Genomic DNA, 17,848 nt, shown 5'->3' on the forward strand with positions numbered 1-17,848 from the left:
GCAGAAAAATGCCAGGCACCTGGCCTGGCATTGATCATCGCGCAACCCGCCGTCAGAACGGCAGTTTCATGCCCGGTGGCAGTTGCATGCCCGCCGTCATGGAAGCGGTCTTGTCCTGGCTGGCCTGTTCGATCTTGCGCACGGCGTCGTTGACGGCAGCGGCGATCAGGTCTTCCAGTACTTCCTTGTCTTCCTGCATCAGGCTGTCATCCAGATTGATGCGCTTGACGTCGTGACGACCGGTCATCACTACGCTCACCAGGCCTGCGCCCGATTGACCGGTGACTTCCGCGTTGGCCAGTTCTTCCTGCATCTTGGCCATTTTTTCCTGCATTTGCTGCGCCTGCTTCATCAGGCCAGCCATGCCACCTTTCATCATGGGATATCTCCTCGAAAATGGATGGTTCGTTTGCACGGCGCCATTGGCGCCAAATCTGGTTTATTGAGTCTGCACCACAGGCGCGTCCACCGGTTTGATCGTGTCTTCCCGGATCACAGCACCAAATTGTTGCAGCATCTGCTGGATATACGGATCAGCCTGAATCGAGGCTTCGGCCTGACGCTGGCGTTCGGCACGCAAGCGCGAGGCGGCCTGGGCAGGGGTTTCCTGCTCGGGCTTGATCAGCTCGATACTCAGGTTGATCGTGCGCCCATGGTACTGGTTCAACGCATCGTTCAGGCGGCGCTGCTGGGTCGAGTTGAACAGCGCGCTGTGCGCCGGGTCCAGGTGCAGCAGCCAGTGGTCGCCATTGACCGCGATCAGCGTGCAGTTGGCGGCGATGCTGCCGGTCATGCCGGAAATCGGCAGTTTCGGAAACACGTCCAGCCATTCGGCAGCAAGACCGGTGGCAGGCATGGCAGCGGGTGCCGGTTCTGGCTCGACCGCCTCCAGCTCGACCACGCTTTCATGCGCCAGTTCGTCAAGGTAGCTGTAGGACGCCGGATCGATGTCGATGTCCGGCTCGACGTAATCGTCGTCCGCTGGTGGCTCGTCATCGCGATCCATCGGCGCTGACATATAGGCGGAATCAGGAATCGCTTCGAGCATCGCTGGCGTGGCCTGCGGTTCCTCGACCGGTTGCGAAGCCTCGGCCTCCGGCGCATCCGGCACCGGGCTGGCTGGCGCAGGGGTAGGCATCGGCGTGAGGTCGGGCTGCTCAGAAACAGTTTCCAGCACCGGCTCGGCTAGCGGTTCTGCGTCTGCCGCAACATCTGGCTCTGCTTCGGGCGTTTTATCGGCAACCGGCGCTTTGGGTTCATTCCACGGCAGATCGATTTCTTCGACCGGCTCGGGCTTGGGTTCTGGCGTCACGACCGGCTCGGGTTTCACCGCAGCGGCCTGCACTGGAGCGGCCGCAGGCACCACCGCCTCGAATGCCGGATCGGGAGCCGCCATGACTGGCGCTACCTGCATTGCCGATGCAACAGGCGTCACATCAGCCACTGCTGTTCGGGAATCAACCGTGGCCTGGCTGATCCCCACCGGCTTTAGTGGCTGCCTGGGCGCGTCTTCGCTGTCAGCCGGGCGGAACGCGAGCATGCGCAACAGGACCATCTCGAAACCGCCACGCGGATCAGGCGCCAGCGGCAGGTCGCGTCGGCCGATCAGGCCCATCTGGTAATAAAACTGTACGTCTTCGGCAGGCAGCGCCTGCGCCAGGGCCAGCACCCGCTCGCGGTCGCCATGCCCGTTGTCGACGCCCTCAGGCAAGGCCTGGGCAATCGCCACGCGGTGCAGCACGTTGAGTATTTCCGAGAGCACGCCGCTCCAGTCAGGTCCCTGCTCGGCCAGATGGCGCACCGCCTCCAGCACACCGCGCGCATCGCCTTCGAGCAGCGCGGTCAGCACATCGAACACCTGACCATGATCCAGCGTGCCGAGCATGGCGCGCACATCGGCGGCCATGACTTTGCCTTCGCCGAAGGCAATCGCCTGATCGGTGAGGCTCATCGCATCGCGCATCGAACCGTCGGCAGCGCGGCCCAACAGCCACAGCGCGTCATCTTCGAAAGGCACGTTCTCGACGCCCAGCACGTGGGTCAGATGCTCGACCACGCGCTCCGGCGTCATGTTTTTCAGGGAGAACTGCAGGCAGCGCGACAGGATGGTCGCCGGCAGCTTTTGCGGGTCAGTGGTGGCGAGGATGAACTTGACGTAGGGCGGCGGCTCTTCGAGTGTCTTGAGCAAGGCGTTGAACGAGTGACTGGACAGCATGTGCACTTCGTCGATCAGGTAGACCTTGAAGCGGCCACGACTAGGCGCGTACTGCACGTTGTCCAGCAGCTCGCGGGTGTCTTCGACCTTGGTGCGGCTGGCGGCGTCGATCTCGATCAGGTCGACAAAGCGGCCTTCGTCGATCTCCTTGCACACCGAACAGGTGCCGCAGGGCGTCGACGTGATGCCGGTTTCGCAGTTCAGGCACTTGGCGATGATCCGCGCAATGGTCGTCTTGCCGACGCCCCGTGTACCGGTGAACAGATAGGCGTGATGCAGGCGCTGGCTGTCCAGCGCGTTGATCAGGGCCTTGAGCACATGAGCCTGGCCGACCATTTCGCGGAACGAGCGCGGACGCCATTTACGTGCAAGAACCTGATAACTCATTGAAAACCGTCGCGACTGGTAAGCGGAAGACCGCCAATGCTAGCCGAGCAGGGGCAAAATTGCATCTGGTGTCCGTCTCTATTGTGTCTACGCTAGGCAAATGAATGTATTGACGCGTCATATTCCGGCTTTTGCAATGCTGCGGCCACTGCGTGGAATCGCGGCGGTTTTGCTGTGGCTGTGTGCCTGCACTGGCAATGCTGCACAGCCTCCCCTTCGTTTTGCGGTGAACGAGGGCTGGACCATGCCGATGATACAGATCGTCAACTACCAGCCGCGCTCCGGAATCCTGTTCGACATCATGCAAAGCATCGCGCATCACGTCGGCCTTGAAGCCGAATACCACATCATGCCGCGCACGCGTATCCAGCAGGCGCTGGAGCGCGGCGAGGTGGACATGTATTGTTACAGCGCCCAGGCGTGGTATCCGGACCTGTCCGGCGATTACCTCTGGAGTGCGCCAATCCTTTACCAACGCGACTGGCTGGTCGCCTCCGCCGAAACGGCTGCCGGTCCGTACCCCGAGCAGTTCGACAATGAAACCGTGGGCACCGTGCTCGGCTACAACTACCCTGCCCTGCAACATCTGTTCGACAACCATCAACTGGTCCGTGAGGACGCACGCACCCAGACTCAGACCCTGGGCAAGCTCATGGCCGGACGCTACAACTACGCCGTGACCAGCGAGTTGATCCTCGACTGGGTCAACAAGAGCTTGCCGACCGGCAAGCGACTCAAGCCCATCTCGCTGGTCTCCGAGCAACCTGCCGCCTGCATGATCCGCAATGAAGCCAACCTGCCGGTCGGCAGGATTCTGCGCACATTGGTGCAGATGCAGCAGTCAGGCGAACTCCAACAAATCATCGATCATTACACCGCCTTGCCGGTGCCATGACCTTCAGCTTCGCTGTCGCAAAACCGTCATGTTTCACCGCTAACCTCGCCTGAAATCTTTGGTAACACATAAACTCAGGCAGGTATCAGGCGATGAGCGACAGACCAGACGACGAAGACAACAACGAAAACCCCAGCCGTCGTCGCTTTCTCGGCGGGATGGCAGCCTTGGGCGCAGGCGTCACGCTCAGCGGTTATGTATCGGCTCACGAACGGCCGCCTGCCGAACCTGATCGGCATCACCTTGCCGGACCGGCACTCGACCGGGCTCTGCGTGAAAACGTGAAAACGGTGGTGGTGATCTACGCCGAAAACCGCAGCTTCAATAACCTGTTCGGGGATTTCCCCGGGGTGCAGAAGCCGCTGTCTTCCCTCAGGCCTGCCGAGTATCAGCAGCGCGACCGCAACGGCACCTTGCTGGACAAGCTGCCGCCAGCCTGGGGCGGCGTGCTGCAGGTCGGGCCTCAGACGGTCGACGGCGTGACCTATCCGGTCGGCGTGCAGTTTCAGGAAAATCTGCCCAACGCGCCCTTCCCGCTGAAAGGCCCGAATGCCGAAGACCTGCCGCTGAGCCTGGTCACCCGCGACCTCTGGCATGTCTTTTATCAGAACCAGATGCAGATCAACGATGGCAGGAACGACCGGTTCGTGGCCTGGGCCGATGCTGGCGGGCTGACCATGGGCAACTACGCGCAGAGCCAGTACTCGCTGCGCCTGTGGGACGTCGCCAGAGAGTTCGTGCTGTGCGACAACTTCTTCCAGGGCGCATTTGGCGGTTCGTTCCTCAACCACCAATACCTGATCTCGGCCACCGCGCCGATCTATCCGAACGCCGCCGATTCGGTTGCAAAGTCGCAGATCGCGTCGCTGCAGAGCATGAACCCGCTGGACTCGCGCCTCAAACCGCTGGACAAGTCACCCGCCAGCGCCATGGAAGGTCCGCCGCAATTCGGCCCCAGCGCGATCACGCCGGATGGCTACGCGGTCAACACCATGGCCCCGCCTTACTGGCCGACATGGTTGCGCGACCCACAAAACCCTGATTACTCGAAACCTGACCTGGCCAACGTGCTGGTGCCGCAGAGCCACGAGCACATCGGTGACAAACTGTCGAAAAGGAATGTCGACTGGGCCTGGTACGCCGGCGCCTGGCAAGTGACGCTCGACGAGTTCAAGGACTCTACCGGCATCCCGAAAATCCCTAACTTCCAATACCACCACCAGCCGTTCAACTACTTCAAACAGCAAGGCCCGCAAAACCCCACCGAGCGCAAAAAGCGTCTGCGTGACGGTGGCCTGGGTGACGAGTCAAGCACTAACCGCTTCCTGGCCGATGCCGAAGCGGGCAAGTTGCCAGCCGTGACCTTCTACAAACCCCAGGGCAACCTGAACATGCACGCCGGTTATGCCGATGTGGCGTCGGGTGACCGACACATCGACCGGGTCATCAAGGTACTGCGCAACAGCCCGCAGTGGGACAACATGGTGATCGTCGTCACTGTCGACGAAAACGGCGGCTGGTGGGACCACGTGGCACCGCCAAAAGGCGACCGCTTCGGCCCCGGCACGCGTATTCCGGCACTGGTCATTTCACCCTTCGCCCGCAAGGGCAAGGTGGACCACACGGTTTACGACACCGCGTCGATCCTGCGCCTGATTACCCGCGTCCACGGCCTGGAAAAACTCGACGGCCTGAAACGCCGCGACGACGCCATGATCGCGCGTGGCCAGACGCCCATGGGCGACCTGACCAACGCCTTGCACTTTCCCGCCTGACAAACGCGGCCTTACGCGTTCGCGTCGGCAGCCTCCAGCGCGGTAGGCCGTGAGGTTTTCACGGGTGGCAAGGACGCCACATACACCGTGCGGGACGGGAATGCGAAGCGCACTTCCATCTCGGCGAAGGCTTCCATGATCTCGAGATTGATCGCCTGCTGCACATCCATATAGACGTTGTAGCTGGGGTCGAGCACGATGAAAACGGTCTCGAACTCCAGCGATGTCTCGCCAAACCCCCGGAAATGCGAGCGGTCGAAGCGCGCCAGCTTTTGCGCATTGATGATCGCCTCGACCTTTTTCGGCACCTCCCGAATCTGATCGACCGAGCAGTCATAGGTCAGCCTGAAGTCGAACACAATGCGCCGCTCCTGCAAGCGTTTGTAGTTCTGGATGGTGTTGCTGATCATGTCCGCATTGGCCATCACAATCTGCTCGCCGCCCAGACTGCGAATACGCGTGGTCTTCAGACCGATATGCTCCACCGTACCCGCCAACTCCCCAACAACAATGAAATCGCCGATCTCGAACGGCTTGTCCACCGCGATGGACAGCGAGGCGAACACATCACCCAGAATGTTCTGCACCGCCAGTGCCACCGCGATGCCGCCCACGCCGAGACTGGCGACAAACGCCGTGATGTTGACCCCGACGTTGGACAGCATCGCCATGACCACCGTGGCCCACAGCAACACTTTCGCGCCCCACATACTCAACGTGGCAAGGGCACTGCCCTGAAACGTCCCACCCGCGTTGTGACGGATGAAGTAACGCTGCAATGCCAGCGCAATCGCCCGGTTCGCCCACAACCCGACCTGCAAGGCCGCAACCACGAACCACAGGCTGCTGACCCGCCCTAGCCAGCGCTCGGGCAAATCGAGCATGCCGACCCCGATCAAAATCGACGCCAGCAGCAATAAGGTATTGCTGGTGCCCGACAACACTTGCACGACGATGTAGCGCATATGCGTAGTCGGCGCATCCGGTCGCGAGCGCATCTTCCTGAGTACAAAACCGATGACACCCCTGACCAGAATAAAACTCAGGGTCGAGGCGAAAATGGCGAGTATCCAGTTAGCGAGCGAAATGCCCAGAAATTGCGAGTCTGTGAAAAATCTGATGATGTCCTGTTCCATCCGGCCCCCGGCTCCAATGCTGCGAGACGCCTGACCGAAAAGCCCGTGACACCCGCAGCGACCTGAATTGCCCCTTGCCGTAAAACGGTTTCAAGCGACGCGTAAGGGGATTAGGTGGCGTGTGGGAGTGAGGGTTCAGTCGGATTGGCGGGTGATTGGCCGACGCGGGACACTGCACGACGCTGAGTCGTTGGAGATGAACAATATGTGAGGGTGTGCTGCTGCGCCTGATCACTTACTCTGCCTCCCACCACATCACCCAAGGAAGAACTCCCGTTATGAACGAATTGAATGTTTTCGTCAGCGTTGGTGGAACGGCAACAGAACAGCAGGAATCTTTTGTTCGTGCTGTTGAAGAGCGCCTTCGCAGTGAGGGGCTCATCCCACACACTGTTGGCCGGAATGCGTTCAGTGTCGACTCCCCGTTGAAAACAGTGACAGAGCTCCTAGATAAGTGCTCTGGAACGGTGGTAATCGCTCTAGAGCGTATGTATTTTCCTAATGGTGTTGAGAGGCGGGGAGGCTTGAAAGAATCTTCCGTTTTGGATGTGAAGCTAGCAACACCTTGGAATCAAATTGAGGCGGCTATGGCATATAGCCGTGGCCATCCGTTGATGGTCATTGTGGAAACAGGGGTGAAGAACGAAGGGCTGCTGGAACGAGGTTATGATTGGTATGTTCAGTCAGTGCCGGTTGATCCTTCCATTTTGGCTAGCCCAGAATTCAACGGCGTGCTTTCCAGCTGGAAGAACAAGCTGACGCAGCCATCTAAGAAAACCAGCCTAGCCAAAAACCCTGATGAGCTCAGAATTGGGGAGATTATCAATAACATGAAACCGGCTCACCTGCGGGGTACGCTGGCCACCATCGCAGTACTTGTTGTCGGGTCCTTCGCGCTTGGAGCGAAGTTTTTCGCAGGCTAGGTTCCAGAGAGAGCTCCAATCCCCTGAAGCTATCAAAAGTAGAGGGTTACGTCTGGTTGTAGCTGATTTACCTACCAGCCACCTGCTCGTTGAGGCCAAGGGGATGACGGGACAAATCATGGATGTGGTCAACAATATGTTGATTTATCTGATGGCAACCATGGCAAGACTGGATCAAGAGAAACGCGTGGAACGCGTCAAGCAATATCTGGAAAACAAGCGTGCTGCTGATCCCGAATGGAAGCCCGCAGGTACAGGTAAAAGCAGGAACGCAGCCAAGTGGCTGATATGCAGTCGCTCATGCTCAAGCGTCCAATCATGCCGCTGAGCAGATTGCCAAGCTGACTGGCTGACTGTGGTGTTGCCACTGCGTACAGGATCAAGAAAGAAACAAAGGTGGAGTGATGGATACTCGCCTTGTGCCTGCTGGTATCGTCAGCAGCTAAAGGGCGCAAAGCTTATTTCTAGATTTTGACAGCGATTATTTTGCTCCCTCGCACATGGCTTAGCGGGTCAGGCAAAACTACCAGAATTATTTTTCCAGTTAGAAACCTAAACCGCTATCCAAGCGCACCAGAAATTTTGGCGGCGGATAAAAAATGGGTGGACTAGCCACCCGTGGAAAAGGTACATGACTTATCGCTTGCTATCGGGGGTTACTTTTACCGGGACCCATGCATGACCAGGCTTTGTCGTTGGAGGAAGCTGACGGTTGTCCGGCACAGTTGTGTAGTTCGGTAGTTTACCTCCACGTGGACCGATCTCTTGATAAATCCCGCCCTTGCTTCCAGTGCTTTCGCCTGGCTTTTTGTTTGTACTCATAAGCATGTCCTCGATTATTTCAGTGGGCACTGGTTAAGGGATAGCAAGTTGTTGTTCCAGTCACCATCTGAATAAGTACGTACATATGGCGCCTTCCCTACCATCCTTACTACACCGATATTTGCACGTTTACCATTAACAGGATCAACCACATAAAATGTGTTGGTTTTATCGTCGATGCTTTGAATCACCTGTTCACGAGTCCACACCCATTGCCCAGCAGGGTTGCCCAGGTGGGTGATGTGCTCATGCGCACTCTGCGCATTGGGTTTGGTGATACAGGTCACTTGTACATCAGCCATAACAATTACCTTCCTTCTTGCATGCGCAAGTATCGTCATCTATAGTTTGACGAATTCGTCATGCTTTTGGCCAAAATAAAAGGCCTTGAAGACAATGACGAAACAGTCAACTCAAACTATACGGTTCCGTCATGCAGCAGTCAACCCCCCTATCTCCCTCCGAGGCATTCCCGAGTCGATTGCGTACCGCACGCGAGTATCGCGGTCTAAATCAAGCCGAACTCGGCAAAAAAACGGGTATGCAGCCTTCAGCAATTTCCCATTTTGAAACTGGCACTCGAAAACCATCCTTCGACAACCTTCGCATCCTTGCAGATAGCCTTGACGTTACCACTGACTACCTTTTAGGTCGCGTTGAGGAGTTCAAAGACCTTGCTGGTGCTGATCGTCTGCACCGTCACTATGAGTCACTTGATGGCTCCGACAGAAAAATGGCTGACGACCTGATCATGATGCTGGCCAAACGCGCACTGGAAAAAGATAAGTAATGTCCAAGAACGACCCCTACGCCTCAGCTTCGATGGCGGCTGAACAAATCATCAAAGGGATGGGGGTCGTAAGTTTGCCCATCGACCCCAAAGCAATTGCTCGCGACCGAGGCATCGAGGTCATAGCAAAGCCAATGGAAAGTGCAGGAGTCTCAGGAATGTTGGTGCGCCTTGGTAACGACTTCGCCATTGCTTACGCTACCCATCTTCAAAACGAAGGTTTTGAAAACTTCAGTGTGGGACATGAGCTGGGGCATTATTTCCTTCCAGGCCACATGGATGCTGTCATAAGGGGTGATAGCGGCTCGCACCAATCGCGAGCCGGATTTTCATCTGGAAACAAGTATGAAGCGGAAGCAGACCGTTTTGCCGCAAGCTTTCTGATGCCCAGACATTTGTTTTATCCAGCCATTCAAAAAGCCGGTACTGGACTTTTGGCAATCGAGAACCTCGCTGAGCTTTGCAAGACGTCGCTGCATGCTACTGGCATACGGTACACCCAATGCACCCGCGAACCAGTTGCACTCATCATCAGTCAGGGCAGTACCATCGACCACTGCTTCATGTCATCGGCACTTAAGAATGTTGAAGGAATAGATTGGCTAAAGAAGCGGGCAGGAATCCCACGTAACACAGCTACTTTCTCCTTCAACCAAGTGCCAGAAAACGTTTTGCACGCTGAACGAATCGAGGCAACGTCCAACCTTCAGGACTGGTTTGGCGGACGAAGAAGCATTGAGATCAGCGAAGATGTAGTTGGACTTGGCCGCTACGGCAAAACACTAACCGTGCTTTATGACATCAACGTCCCTGAGCCAGAGGACGAAGAAGAAGAGGAGTCTCTAATTGAGTCGTGGACACCACACTTCAAGAAATAGGCACATTGCACGTCAGCCAAAAAACCAGGAATTGTCACCCACCACAGGCTTGTGGAGGAAGGCAGTCAAAGCTTGAGCTTCAGTGACTTTCAGGAACACTATATATGTCATCAAGTCTATACCAGACGGGTACGCCTGAACGCTGTCAAACTTCGAGATCTTTACTGAGATATCCCTGTAAATTCAAGGACCTAGAGATAGGTGGTAACCCCACCAGCCACACCCCGGCACACAATGTTCCCGCTGTGGCTGCTTCCTTCCGGATCTGACCAGGTTCACGGGTAATCGTTGCGGGGGGACCGATAGGGTCACCATAACGACACTCACCAGTTGGCGAGCCGCGCCATTGTACCGGTCTTGCGCGAGTTTACAACCGTTGTCCCGGATAAAAATTTCGATAGCGCTCAAGCACTTGTGTGCGGGGGCTGAAACGGGAATCCATGTTCGCCGGTGGCTCTGCAAATCCTCGAAACACCCCGTGATGATCAGGTACTCTGCGCGCCTCAACAATCATCAGCCAGCAGGTTGCTCATGCAGACTCGATTGGTCGGCTACGAAGATCTCACTCCCACCCAGTGCCAGCAACTGGAACAGCTGGAGGTCACGCAGGAACAGACGCAGTTCTCCGGCGACATTTACACCGCACTCAATACCCTGCTGGTTAACCCCAATCCGAATGTGCGTGGCTTTGTGCTTCTGGCGGACGAGAAGCCGGTCGGCTTTTTCCTGCTCAAGCGTGGCGACTGTCTGCCGCATTGGGCTGAGGAAGACCTGGCTGCGACGCTGCATGCGCTGCAGATCGATCGTCGTGAACAGGGCAAGGGGCTTGGCAAGGCGTGCCTGCAAGCGCTGCCTGCCGCACTGAAACTGAAATGGCCGGACATCACGCAGTTGATGCTGTCGGTGGACGCGGACAACAGCGCTGCCATCGGGCTGTATACAGGTCAGGGCTGGATAGACACCGGTGAGGCCTATCGCGGGCGGATCGGCTTTGAGCGAAGGCTGGTGCTGACGCTCTGAGGCGGTTGCTGAACGGGCGCCTGACACGTTGGCGTGTCAGGCGCTGTGCCGGTTGTTACTGAGCCTGCAAGACCTCGTCAGCCTTGCCGCCTGCATCCTGAATCACCAGATGGATGAAGTGCAGCTTGGCAATCACGGCTGGCGGCAGCACGAACGGATAGAAATCCGGCTGACCCATGCTGCGTGACAGTTCGTTGAGCATACTTGCCAGCTCGATCCAGGCGTTGACGAACGACAAGAACGCCGGGCCGCCAGGGTGTTGCGGGTCGTAAAGCACTTCCAGCGGGAATGGCTGGTAGTCGAGTTCCATGTCGCGGGCGCTCATGCCAAAACCCAGCGCGGTATCGACCGCATCCATCATGTGCAGGTAGTGAGCCCAGGTTTCGGCCCAGTCTTCCCACGGGTGCATGGTGGCGTAGGCGCTGACGAAGCTTTCCTGCCAGTTGTCGGGCGCGCCGTTCTTGTAGTGATGATCGAGCGCATCGGCATAGCTGGCACGCTCGTCGCCAAACAGGTTGCGGTAGCCATCCTGCCAGTAGGTATCGGCAATCAACCGGTCCCAGTAATAGTGACCGACTTCGTGGCGGAAGTGGCCGAGCAAGGTGCGATACGGTTCGTGCATCTGCACCCGCATCGCTTCGCGGTGCGCATCGTCGGCTTCTTCGATGTTCAGGGTGATCAGGCCATTGGCATGCCCGGTGGTCGGCAGTTTGCCTTCCAGATCGACGCCGACAAAATCAAAGGCCAGGCCGGTTTCTTCATCAATGCTCTTGGGGATGACCTGCAGCCCCAGAGAGATCAGTTGCGCAACCAGACGACGCTTGGCGGTCTCGACCTTGCGCCAGCGCTCGCCGTTTTCGGCGACGGACAGGTCGGGAATGGTGCGATTGAGACTGCAAGCGACGCAGAACTCACCCGCGTTATGTTCCGGGAACAGCCAGTTGCAGGCTGCCGGGGTATCGAGGTTGGCACAACGTCGATACAGCCCGGCACCTGGTTCGTCACTGAGACGCCAGGTGGTCGGCGCAGGCCCCGCTTCGAGCGTCGCGACACGCCCCTGCTCTGGCAGATAGCCCAGCGCTGCGGAACAGGCAAGGCATTGCGAATTGGGGAAAAACACCGACTGGCCACAGGTGCACTGCCAGACCTTGCTGTTACGTTTGGTCTCGCCAACAAATGGGGCGGTAATACGTGAACTCAATTGCTCGAAAAAGCGATACATGGCGATCTCCCGTTGACCTTGCATGGACTAGATCATGCCGACGGTTCAGGGGTTCAAAATATTATCGGGCGACGGGGACGGATAGCGTCGACCGCGTTTGCTCGGGCGAAAAAGGTGCGTCGCACGGTAGTAGGGATTATCGTTCCTCACGCTACAGCGTGGGAATGCAGTGCGTGACGCTTCGCGTCACAGATCTACGCCGCACCATCACACTCAAGATCGGACGCAGAGCGTCCAGAACTGCATGCGACGCGGAGCGTCGCACGATAATCAGCGCATACGGAGCGCCGGACTTCCTCAATCAACCGCCACGCCCAGCTCGGTCAGGCGCTTGAGCAGCGCGTCTTCGTCCAGCACGTTCAGCCCCAGTTATTATCGGGCGACAGGGACGGATAGCGTCGACCGCGTTTGCCTGGGCGAAAAAGGTGCGTCGCACGGTAGTCCGGATTATCGTTCCTCACGCTCCAGCGTGGGAATGCAGTGCGTGACGCTCCGCGTCACAGATCTACGCCGCACCATCACACTCAAGATCGGACGCAGAGCGTCCAGAACTGCATGCGACGCGGAGCGTCGCACGATAATCAGGGCACACGGAGCGTCGGCCTTCCTCAATCAACCGCTACGCCCAGCTCGGTCAGGCGCTTGAGCAGCGCGTCTTCGTCCAGCATGTTCAGTCCCAGTTATTATCGGGCGACGGGGACGGATAGCGTCGACCGCGTTTGCTTGGGCGAAAACGGTGCGTCGCACGGTAGTCGAGATTATCGTTCCTCACGCTCCAGTGGACTGCCCCCCCAAAAGTTGGACGGTTTTAGCTTGCTGCCTGAGCCCGGTATTTTACGGGGCTCAGACCGTTTAGCTTCAGCTTGATGTTGTAGTAGTGAATGTACTCATCCAGACCTGCCTTCAGCTCTTCTATGCTTTCAAATCGTTTCAAATAGAAAAACTCGGACTTCAGCGTACCAAAGAAGCTTTCCATTGCGGCATTGTCCAAGCAATTTCCCTTACGAGACATGCTTTGCTTCACGCCCTTTACCGCCAGCTTTTGACGGTACTGCGCGTGTTGATATTGCCAGCCCTGATCCGAATGCATCACAAGCTTCGGCTCGTCTTGCAGCTGCTGCAGCGCCTTGTCCAGCATATTGGTGACCAGCTCAAAGCACGGCCTGGTAGACACTTCGTACGCCACGATTTCACCGTTGTACAAGTCCATCACAGGCGAGAGATACAGCTTTCGATTGGCCACTTTAAACTCGGTCACATCGGTCACCCATTTCTGGTTCGGACGTTGTGCGGTGAATTTACGCTCCAGCAAATTCGGCGCAATTTTTCCGACAAGTCCCTTATAGGAACGGTATTTTTTGGGTCTCACAACTGATCTCAGGCCCAGTTCAGCCATCAATCGCTCTACAACCTTCTTGTTAACCAACGTACCTGAGTTGCGAATGACCGCCGTGATACGCCGAGCCCCATAAAGACCTCTCTCCTCGTGATAAACACGCTCTATCTCCTGCTTCAGAGCGGCATCTGGATCGGGCCTGGATTGCACCTGAACCTGATAGTAAAACGTGCTGCGCGCCAAGCCCGCCAGCTTCAGAAGGGCGCAGAGCGGAAACCGGTTTTTCAGTTGTTTGACGATCAGGACTTTTTCTTTTGCCGTCGTTGCTGCTCCTTCAGCTCTTCCAACTTTTTTAGGTAAGCGTTCTCCATGCGCAGGTATTCAAGCTCGGCCATTAACTGGTCGCGCGTCTTCTGCGTATCGTCGGCGGTTACGGGTTCGGTGGGATAAGGCTTCTTGGGCATGGCAGCAGGCTTTCTTCTCGTGGGAACACACGGGGCTAGATCGTTACTGTAATGCTGCTGTTCCCAAATGACTATTTGGCCAGGATCACCAATACCAAAATGCGCTGCGGTCTGGCGAAGTGACAGCCCGTGCTCGCGCTTGTGCTCAAGCACTGAGCGTTTGAAGGCTTTGCTGTACCGAAGACCCGGCTTGCGATGGCCGGTGTGACCATGGCTCTTGTAATTAGCGACCCAGCGTCGAAGCAGACTGAAATCGATAGAGAACTGGCTGGCGACCTTACGAAAGCCAATGTTGCCTTCCAGGTACGCTTGGGGGTAGTCCACAGCGTGGGAATGCAGTGCGTGACGCTCCGCGTCACAGATCTACGCCGCACCATCACACTCAAGATCGGACGCAGAGCGTCCAGAACTGCATGCGACGCGGAGCGTCGCACGATAATCAGGGCATACGGAGCGTCGGCCTTCCTCAATCAACCGCTACGCCCAGCTCGGTCAGGCGCTTGAGCAGCGCGTCTTCGTCCAGCACGGTCAGTCCCAGTTCGTTGGCCTTGGTCAATTTAGAGCCGGCACCGGGCCCTGCGACGACGGTGTGGGTCTTGGCCGATACCGAGCCAGAGACCTTGGCACCGAGGCTTTCGAGTTTTTCCTTGGCGACGTCGCGGCTCATGCGCTCCAGCGAACCGGTCAGCACCCAGGTCTGACCCGCCAGAGGCAGGCCTTCGACGGCCCTCTTCTCACTGCGCCAATGCATGCCGAAGTCTTTCAACTGCGCTTCGATGGCGCGGGCGCGCTCGGCGTTTGCGCTATCGTCAAAGAAGTCGCGGACCGATTTGGCCTGCTTCTCCGGCAGCGCCTGGCGCATGTCCAGCCAGTCGGCGCTGATGATTGCTTCCAGCGTGCCGAATTTCTCGGCCAGCTTCTGCGCAGCGCCCGGCCCTACCGACGGGATGTGCAGCTTGTCGATCAGCCCTTCCAGCGTGGTGCTGGCCGCAAATTCGGCACCCAGTTCGCCCTGATCCTGAAGTTGCAGCCCGCATTCGCCGAGCAGCGCGTCGATGACATTGCGGTTGTGCTCATCCTCGAAAAAGCTGTGAATCTCGTGAGCCACTTCCAGACCGACATCCGGCAGATAAGTCAGCACTTCCGGCAACGCCTGCTTCACGCGATCCAGCGACGCCAGCGAACGCGCCAGCACCTTGGCCGTCTCCTCACCTACGTCAGGGATACCCAAGGCATAGATGAAGCGCGCCAGGGTCGGCTGCTTGCTGTCGGCGATGGCCTTGAGCAGCTTGTTGCTGGAGATTTCAGCGAAGCCTTCCAGGTCGATGATCTGGTCGTATTTCAGCTTGTACAGGTCGGCAGGCGAGCCAATAAGCTTTTCATCGACCAGTTGCTCGATGGTCTTGTCGCCCAGGCCTTCGATGTCCATGGCGCGACGCGACACGTAATGAATGATCGCCTGTTTCAACTGCGCACCGCAGGCCAGACGCCCGACGCAACGGTACACCGCGCCTTCGCTGATGGTTTCCTTGCCCTTGCTGCGCTTGATCAACTGCGTGCGCTCGACCTGCGAGCCGCACACCGGACAGGTCTGCGGGACCTCGACTGGTTTCGCGGTCTCCGGGCGACGTTCGACCACCACTTGCACCACCTGAGGAATCACGTCACCGGCGCGACGAATGATCACGCTATCGCCGATCATCAACCCCAGCCGCGCCACTTCGTCCATGTTGTGCAACGTGGCATTGGCCACCATGACGCCGGCAACCTTGACCGGTTTGAGGCGCGCAACCGGCGTCACTGCACCGGTACGGCCAACCTGAAACTCGACGTCCAGCAGTTCGGTCAGTTCTTCCATTGCCGGGAATTTGTGGGCGATGGCCCAGCGAGGCTCGCGCGCCCGAAAACCCAGTTCGCGCTGGGCCGCGAGGCTGTTGACCTTGAACACTACGCCATCAATCTCATAGCTGAGCGACAGACGTCGTTCGCCAATGTCTTTGTAGTAAGCCAGGCACTCCTCGACGCCATCAGCCAGTTTCAGTTCGCGGCTGACCGGCATGCCCCATTTTTTAAGCGCGTTAAGCACACCAATATGAGTGTCGGCAATTTCTGCCGACGTCTGACCCAGGCCATAGCAGCAGAACTCCAGCGGGCGGTTGGCGGTGATCTTGGAGTCCAGCTGGCGCAGGCTGCCCGCTGCTGCGTTACGCGGGTTGGCGAAGGTTTTGCCGCCGATTTCCAGCTGGCTGGCATTGAGGCGCTCGAAACCGGCCTTGGACATAAACACTTCGCCGCGCACTTCCAGCACATCCGGCCAGCCCTTGCCTTGCAGCTTGAGCGGAATGTTGCGCACCGTGCGCACATTGACGCTGATGTCTTCGCCGGTGGTGCCGTCGCCACGCGTTGCCCCGCGCACCAGCGCGCCGTCGCGATACAGCAGGCTGACCGCCAGACCGTCCAGCTTGGGCTCGCAGCTGTACTCGACCTTGCTGCCTGAACCGAACAGATCACCAGCAGGCAAGTCCAGCCCCTCGGTCACCCGGCGGTCGAACTCGCGCAGGTCGTTCTCTTCGAAGGCGTTGCCCAGGCTGAGCATCGGCACTTCATGGCGCACCTGGGTGAATGCCGACAATGCAGCGCTGCCCACCCGTTGCGTGGGTGAATCCGGGGTCACCAGATGCGGGTTGTCTGCTTCAAGGGCCTTGAGTTCGTGGAACAGGCGGTCGTACTCGACATCCGGGATACTTGGCTCATCCAGAACGTGATAGCGGTAGTTGTGCTGATCCAGCTCTGCACGCAGTTCGAGGATTCGGGTTTCGACGGCCTTCATACGGGTGTTCTCTCAAAAAGCAAAAAAGCAGCCGAGGCTGCTCATCTGTTGGTTCTGTTCTGTTGCGGTCCAGCTCCCCCTGAAGGCACGCCAAGGCGCGATTTCAGTCAGGGAGCTCTCCAAGAAGCGCTTAGCCGCGACGCTGGGTCAGCGCACGGCGCTCGAATTCAACGATGCGCTGGCGGTAATGCTCGATGGTCTGTGCGGTCATGACACTGCGCTGGTCATCTTTCAGTTCGCCATCAAGTTCGTGGGCCAGCTTGCGAGCGGCCGCAACCATGACATCGAAAGCCTGCTTCGGATGACGCGGACCTGGCAGCCCAAGGAAGAAGCTGACTGCACGGGTGCTGAAATGGTCGATATCGTCGAGATCGAACACGCCCGGCTTGACTGCGTTGGCCATCGAAAACAGTACTTCGCCGTTGCCTGCCATGCTTTCGTGACGATGGAAAATGTCCATCTCGCCGAAACGCAGGCCGCTCTCCAGAATGTTCTGCAACAACGCAGGGCCCTTGAAGCCGCCTTCGGTGCGCGAGATCACGCTGATGACAAGTACTTCTTCGACCGGAGGCAGGTCCTTGTCTTCAGTGATGCGCTGGGCAGGCTTGTCATCCGGAAAATCATCGTCGTGCGCCGTGAACAGGCTCGGGCCGTCGGCATCCAGATTCAGGTCGCCCTGCTGCGGTTCATCCTTGCGTTTCTTGTCACCACCGCGCTTTTCACTGCCACGCTTCTTGTCACGCGGGCTGGCGCTCATCGACGGCAGGTCGTGCTCGTCCAGTTGCGGCTCTTTATGAGTATCCAGCACACGGGGCGGCCCCAGCACTTCGGCCGTCGTCGGTTCCTCTTCCTCCGGAAGATTGGAAAAGCTTCGATCCAGCCTGAATTTCAATTTACCTTTGCTGCCGCGCATACGGCGCCAGCCATCAAAGAGAATACCGGCGATGACTATTATGCCGATGACGATCAGCCACTCGCGCAGACCGATTTCCATGTAATCCAGTGCCTCTAATGAAGAAATCTGAAAATAAGGGCCTAAACCCCTTTAATACGTGGTGCCAAGTCTATGTTCTGACTGGCATTTTGCCCACGCGAAAATAAAAAAGTGGTCACTAAACTAGCACGACCAAAGGTAACTTTACACCGTCTGTTACG

At 57.7% G+C, this 17,848-nt stretch carries 14 protein-coding genes, 1 other RNA gene and 1 pseudogene; 7 read left to right on the top strand and 9 right to left on the bottom strand.

Translation table 11 applies throughout. The features are described from left to right. Nucleotides 1-52 precede the first annotated feature (52 nt). Entirely contained in the window at nt 53-379 is a 327-nt protein-coding gene (locus I9H07_RS14970; protein WP_002552818.1) for a YbaB/EbfC family nucleoid-associated protein, read from the bottom strand. A gap of 60 nt (nt 380-439) precedes the next feature. Next, nucleotides 440-2,602, bottom strand: a complete 2,163-nt coding sequence (gene dnaX / locus I9H07_RS14975; RefSeq protein ID WP_236425426.1) for a DNA polymerase III subunit gamma/tau — start codon at nt 2,600-2,602, stop codon at nt 440-442. Between the two features lie 100 nt (nt 2,603-2,702). Here dnaX and I9H07_RS14980 point away from each other — a divergent pair, with 100 nt between their 5' ends. Beyond that, nucleotides 2,703-3,497 carry a substrate-binding periplasmic protein gene (locus tag I9H07_RS14980; protein WP_058391690.1) on the top strand — a complete coding sequence of 265 codons (795 nt, stop codon included), beginning with the start codon at nt 2,703-2,705 and terminating at the stop codon, nt 3,495-3,497. A gap of 92 nt (nt 3,498-3,589) precedes the next feature. Further along, on the top strand, nt 3,590-5,272 hold the full coding sequence (acpA, locus tag I9H07_RS14985; protein ID WP_058391689.1) for an acid phosphatase: 1,683 nt from the start codon (nt 3,590-3,592) through the stop codon (nt 5,270-5,272). A gap of 11 nt (nt 5,273-5,283) precedes the next feature. Here acpA and I9H07_RS14990 read toward each other — a convergent pair whose 3' ends face one another. After that, on the bottom strand, nt 5,284-6,408 hold the full coding sequence (locus tag I9H07_RS14990; RefSeq protein ID WP_024647635.1) for a mechanosensitive ion channel family protein: 1,125 nt from the start codon (nt 6,406-6,408) through the stop codon (nt 5,284-5,286). Nucleotides 6,409-6,686: 278 nt separating this feature from the next. Between I9H07_RS14990 and I9H07_RS14995 the strand changes: the two genes are divergently transcribed. Together I9H07_RS14995 and I9H07_RS15000 are read left to right on the top strand one after the other, a co-directional pair. After that, nucleotides 6,687-7,331 (top strand): hypothetical protein, encoded by a 645-nt coding sequence (locus tag I9H07_RS14995; protein ID WP_236425425.1) that lies wholly within the window; start codon nt 6,687-6,689, stop codon nt 7,329-7,331. Nucleotides 7,332-7,362: 31 nt separating this feature from the next. Beyond that, nucleotides 7,363-7,676 (top strand): annotated as a pseudogene (locus I9H07_RS15000) (recombinase family protein); the annotation flags it as partial. 491 nt (nt 7,677-8,167) lie between these two features. Here the strand turns inward: I9H07_RS15000 and I9H07_RS15005 are convergent. After that, a complete protein-coding gene (locus I9H07_RS15005; protein WP_236425424.1) occupies nt 8,168-8,455 on the bottom strand; it encodes a DUF3892 domain-containing protein in 288 nt (95 codons plus the stop codon). A 131-nt stretch (nt 8,456-8,586) separates the two neighbouring features. Between I9H07_RS15005 and I9H07_RS15010 the strand changes: the two genes are divergently transcribed. After that, nucleotides 8,587-8,943 (top strand): helix-turn-helix domain-containing protein, encoded by a 357-nt coding sequence (locus I9H07_RS15010; RefSeq protein ID WP_236425423.1) that lies wholly within the window; start codon nt 8,587-8,589, stop codon nt 8,941-8,943. Next, nucleotides 8,943-9,821: an ImmA/IrrE family metallo-endopeptidase gene (locus tag I9H07_RS15015; protein WP_236425422.1), complete on the top strand. Its 879-nt coding sequence runs from the start codon at nt 8,943-8,945 to the stop codon at nt 9,819-9,821. Before I9H07_RS15010 ends, I9H07_RS15015 begins: the two co-directional genes overlap by 1 nt. Before the next feature lie 208 nt (nt 9,822-10,029). Here I9H07_RS15015 and ffs read toward each other — a convergent pair. Then, an RNA gene (gene ffs / locus I9H07_RS15020) (signal recognition particle sRNA small type) lies at nt 10,030-10,126 on the bottom strand. Between the two features lie 226 nt (nt 10,127-10,352). On the opposite strand from ffs, the gene I9H07_RS15025 reads away from it, so the two are divergent. Then, nucleotides 10,353-10,841 (top strand): GNAT family N-acetyltransferase, encoded by a 489-nt coding sequence (locus tag I9H07_RS15025; protein WP_024675435.1) that lies wholly within the window; start codon nt 10,353-10,355, stop codon nt 10,839-10,841. A 55-nt stretch (nt 10,842-10,896) separates the two neighbouring features. Here I9H07_RS15025 and I9H07_RS15030 read toward each other — a convergent pair whose 3' ends face one another. From I9H07_RS15030 to zipA, 4 genes are all read right to left on the bottom strand, one after another. Then, entirely contained in the window at nt 10,897-12,063 is a 1,167-nt protein-coding gene (locus tag I9H07_RS15030) for a zinc-binding metallopeptidase family protein (RefSeq protein ID WP_024675434.1), read from the bottom strand. A gap of 808 nt (nt 12,064-12,871) precedes the next feature. Beyond that, nucleotides 12,872-14,202 (bottom strand): IS3 family transposase gene (locus tag I9H07_RS15035; RefSeq protein ID WP_432760452.1). Its coding sequence is split into 2 segments (ribosomal slippage): nt 12,872-13,744 and nt 13,747-14,202, totalling 1,329 coding nucleotides; the frame shifts between segments, so codons are not numbered across the junction. A 127-nt stretch (nt 14,203-14,329) separates the two neighbouring features. After that, nucleotides 14,330-16,693: an NAD-dependent DNA ligase LigA gene (gene ligA / locus I9H07_RS15040; RefSeq protein ID WP_236425448.1), complete on the bottom strand. Its 2,364-nt coding sequence runs from the start codon at nt 16,691-16,693 to the stop codon at nt 14,330-14,332. A 130-nt stretch (nt 16,694-16,823) separates the two neighbouring features. Further along, nucleotides 16,824-17,687 (bottom strand): cell division protein ZipA, encoded by an 864-nt coding sequence (gene zipA / locus I9H07_RS15045; RefSeq protein WP_236425447.1) that lies wholly within the window; start codon nt 17,685-17,687, stop codon nt 16,824-16,826. Between the last annotated feature and the right edge of the window lie 161 nt (nt 17,688-17,848).

This window comes from Pseudomonas syringae, assembly GCF_023278085.1.
In the GTDB taxonomy this organism is placed as follows: Bacteria; Pseudomonadota; Gammaproteobacteria; order Pseudomonadales; family Pseudomonadaceae; genus Aquipseudomonas; species Aquipseudomonas syringae_Q.

Excerpts from the sequence above, each read along its gene's own strand:
- I9H07_RS14970 (WP_002552818.1), bottom strand. The coding sequence starts at position 379 with ATGATGAAAGGTGGCATGGCTGGCCTGATGAAGCAGGCGCAGCAAATG.
- dnaX (WP_236425426.1), bottom strand. The coding sequence starts at position 2,602 with ATGAGTTATCAGGTTCTTGCACGTAAATGGCGTCCGCGCTCGTTCCGC.
- I9H07_RS14980 (WP_058391690.1), top strand. The coding sequence starts at position 2,703 with ATGAATGTATTGACGCGTCATATTCCGGCTTTTGCAATGCTGCGGCCA.
- acpA (WP_058391689.1), top strand. The coding sequence starts at position 3,590 with ATGAGCGACAGACCAGACGACGAAGACAACAACGAAAACCCCAGCCGT.
- I9H07_RS14990 (WP_024647635.1), bottom strand. The coding sequence starts at position 6,408 with ATGGAACAGGACATCATCAGATTTTTCACAGACTCGCAATTTCTGGGC.
- I9H07_RS14995 (WP_236425425.1), top strand. The coding sequence starts at position 6,687 with ATGAACGAATTGAATGTTTTCGTCAGCGTTGGTGGAACGGCAACAGAA.
- I9H07_RS15005 (WP_236425424.1), bottom strand. The coding sequence starts at position 8,455 with ATGGCTGATGTACAAGTGACCTGTATCACCAAACCCAATGCGCAGAGT.
- I9H07_RS15010 (WP_236425423.1), top strand. The coding sequence starts at position 8,587 with ATGCAGCAGTCAACCCCCCTATCTCCCTCCGAGGCATTCCCGAGTCGA.
- I9H07_RS15015 (WP_236425422.1), top strand. The coding sequence starts at position 8,943 with ATGTCCAAGAACGACCCCTACGCCTCAGCTTCGATGGCGGCTGAACAA.
- I9H07_RS15025 (WP_024675435.1), top strand. The coding sequence starts at position 10,353 with ATGCAGACTCGATTGGTCGGCTACGAAGATCTCACTCCCACCCAGTGC.
- I9H07_RS15030 (WP_024675434.1), bottom strand. The coding sequence starts at position 12,063 with ATGTATCGCTTTTTCGAGCAATTGAGTTCACGTATTACCGCCCCATTT.
- ligA (WP_236425448.1), bottom strand. The coding sequence starts at position 16,693 with ATGAAGGCCGTCGAAACCCGAATCCTCGAACTGCGTGCAGAGCTGGAT.
- zipA (WP_236425447.1), bottom strand. The coding sequence starts at position 17,687 with ATGGAAATCGGTCTGCGCGAGTGGCTGATCGTCATCGGCATAATAGTC.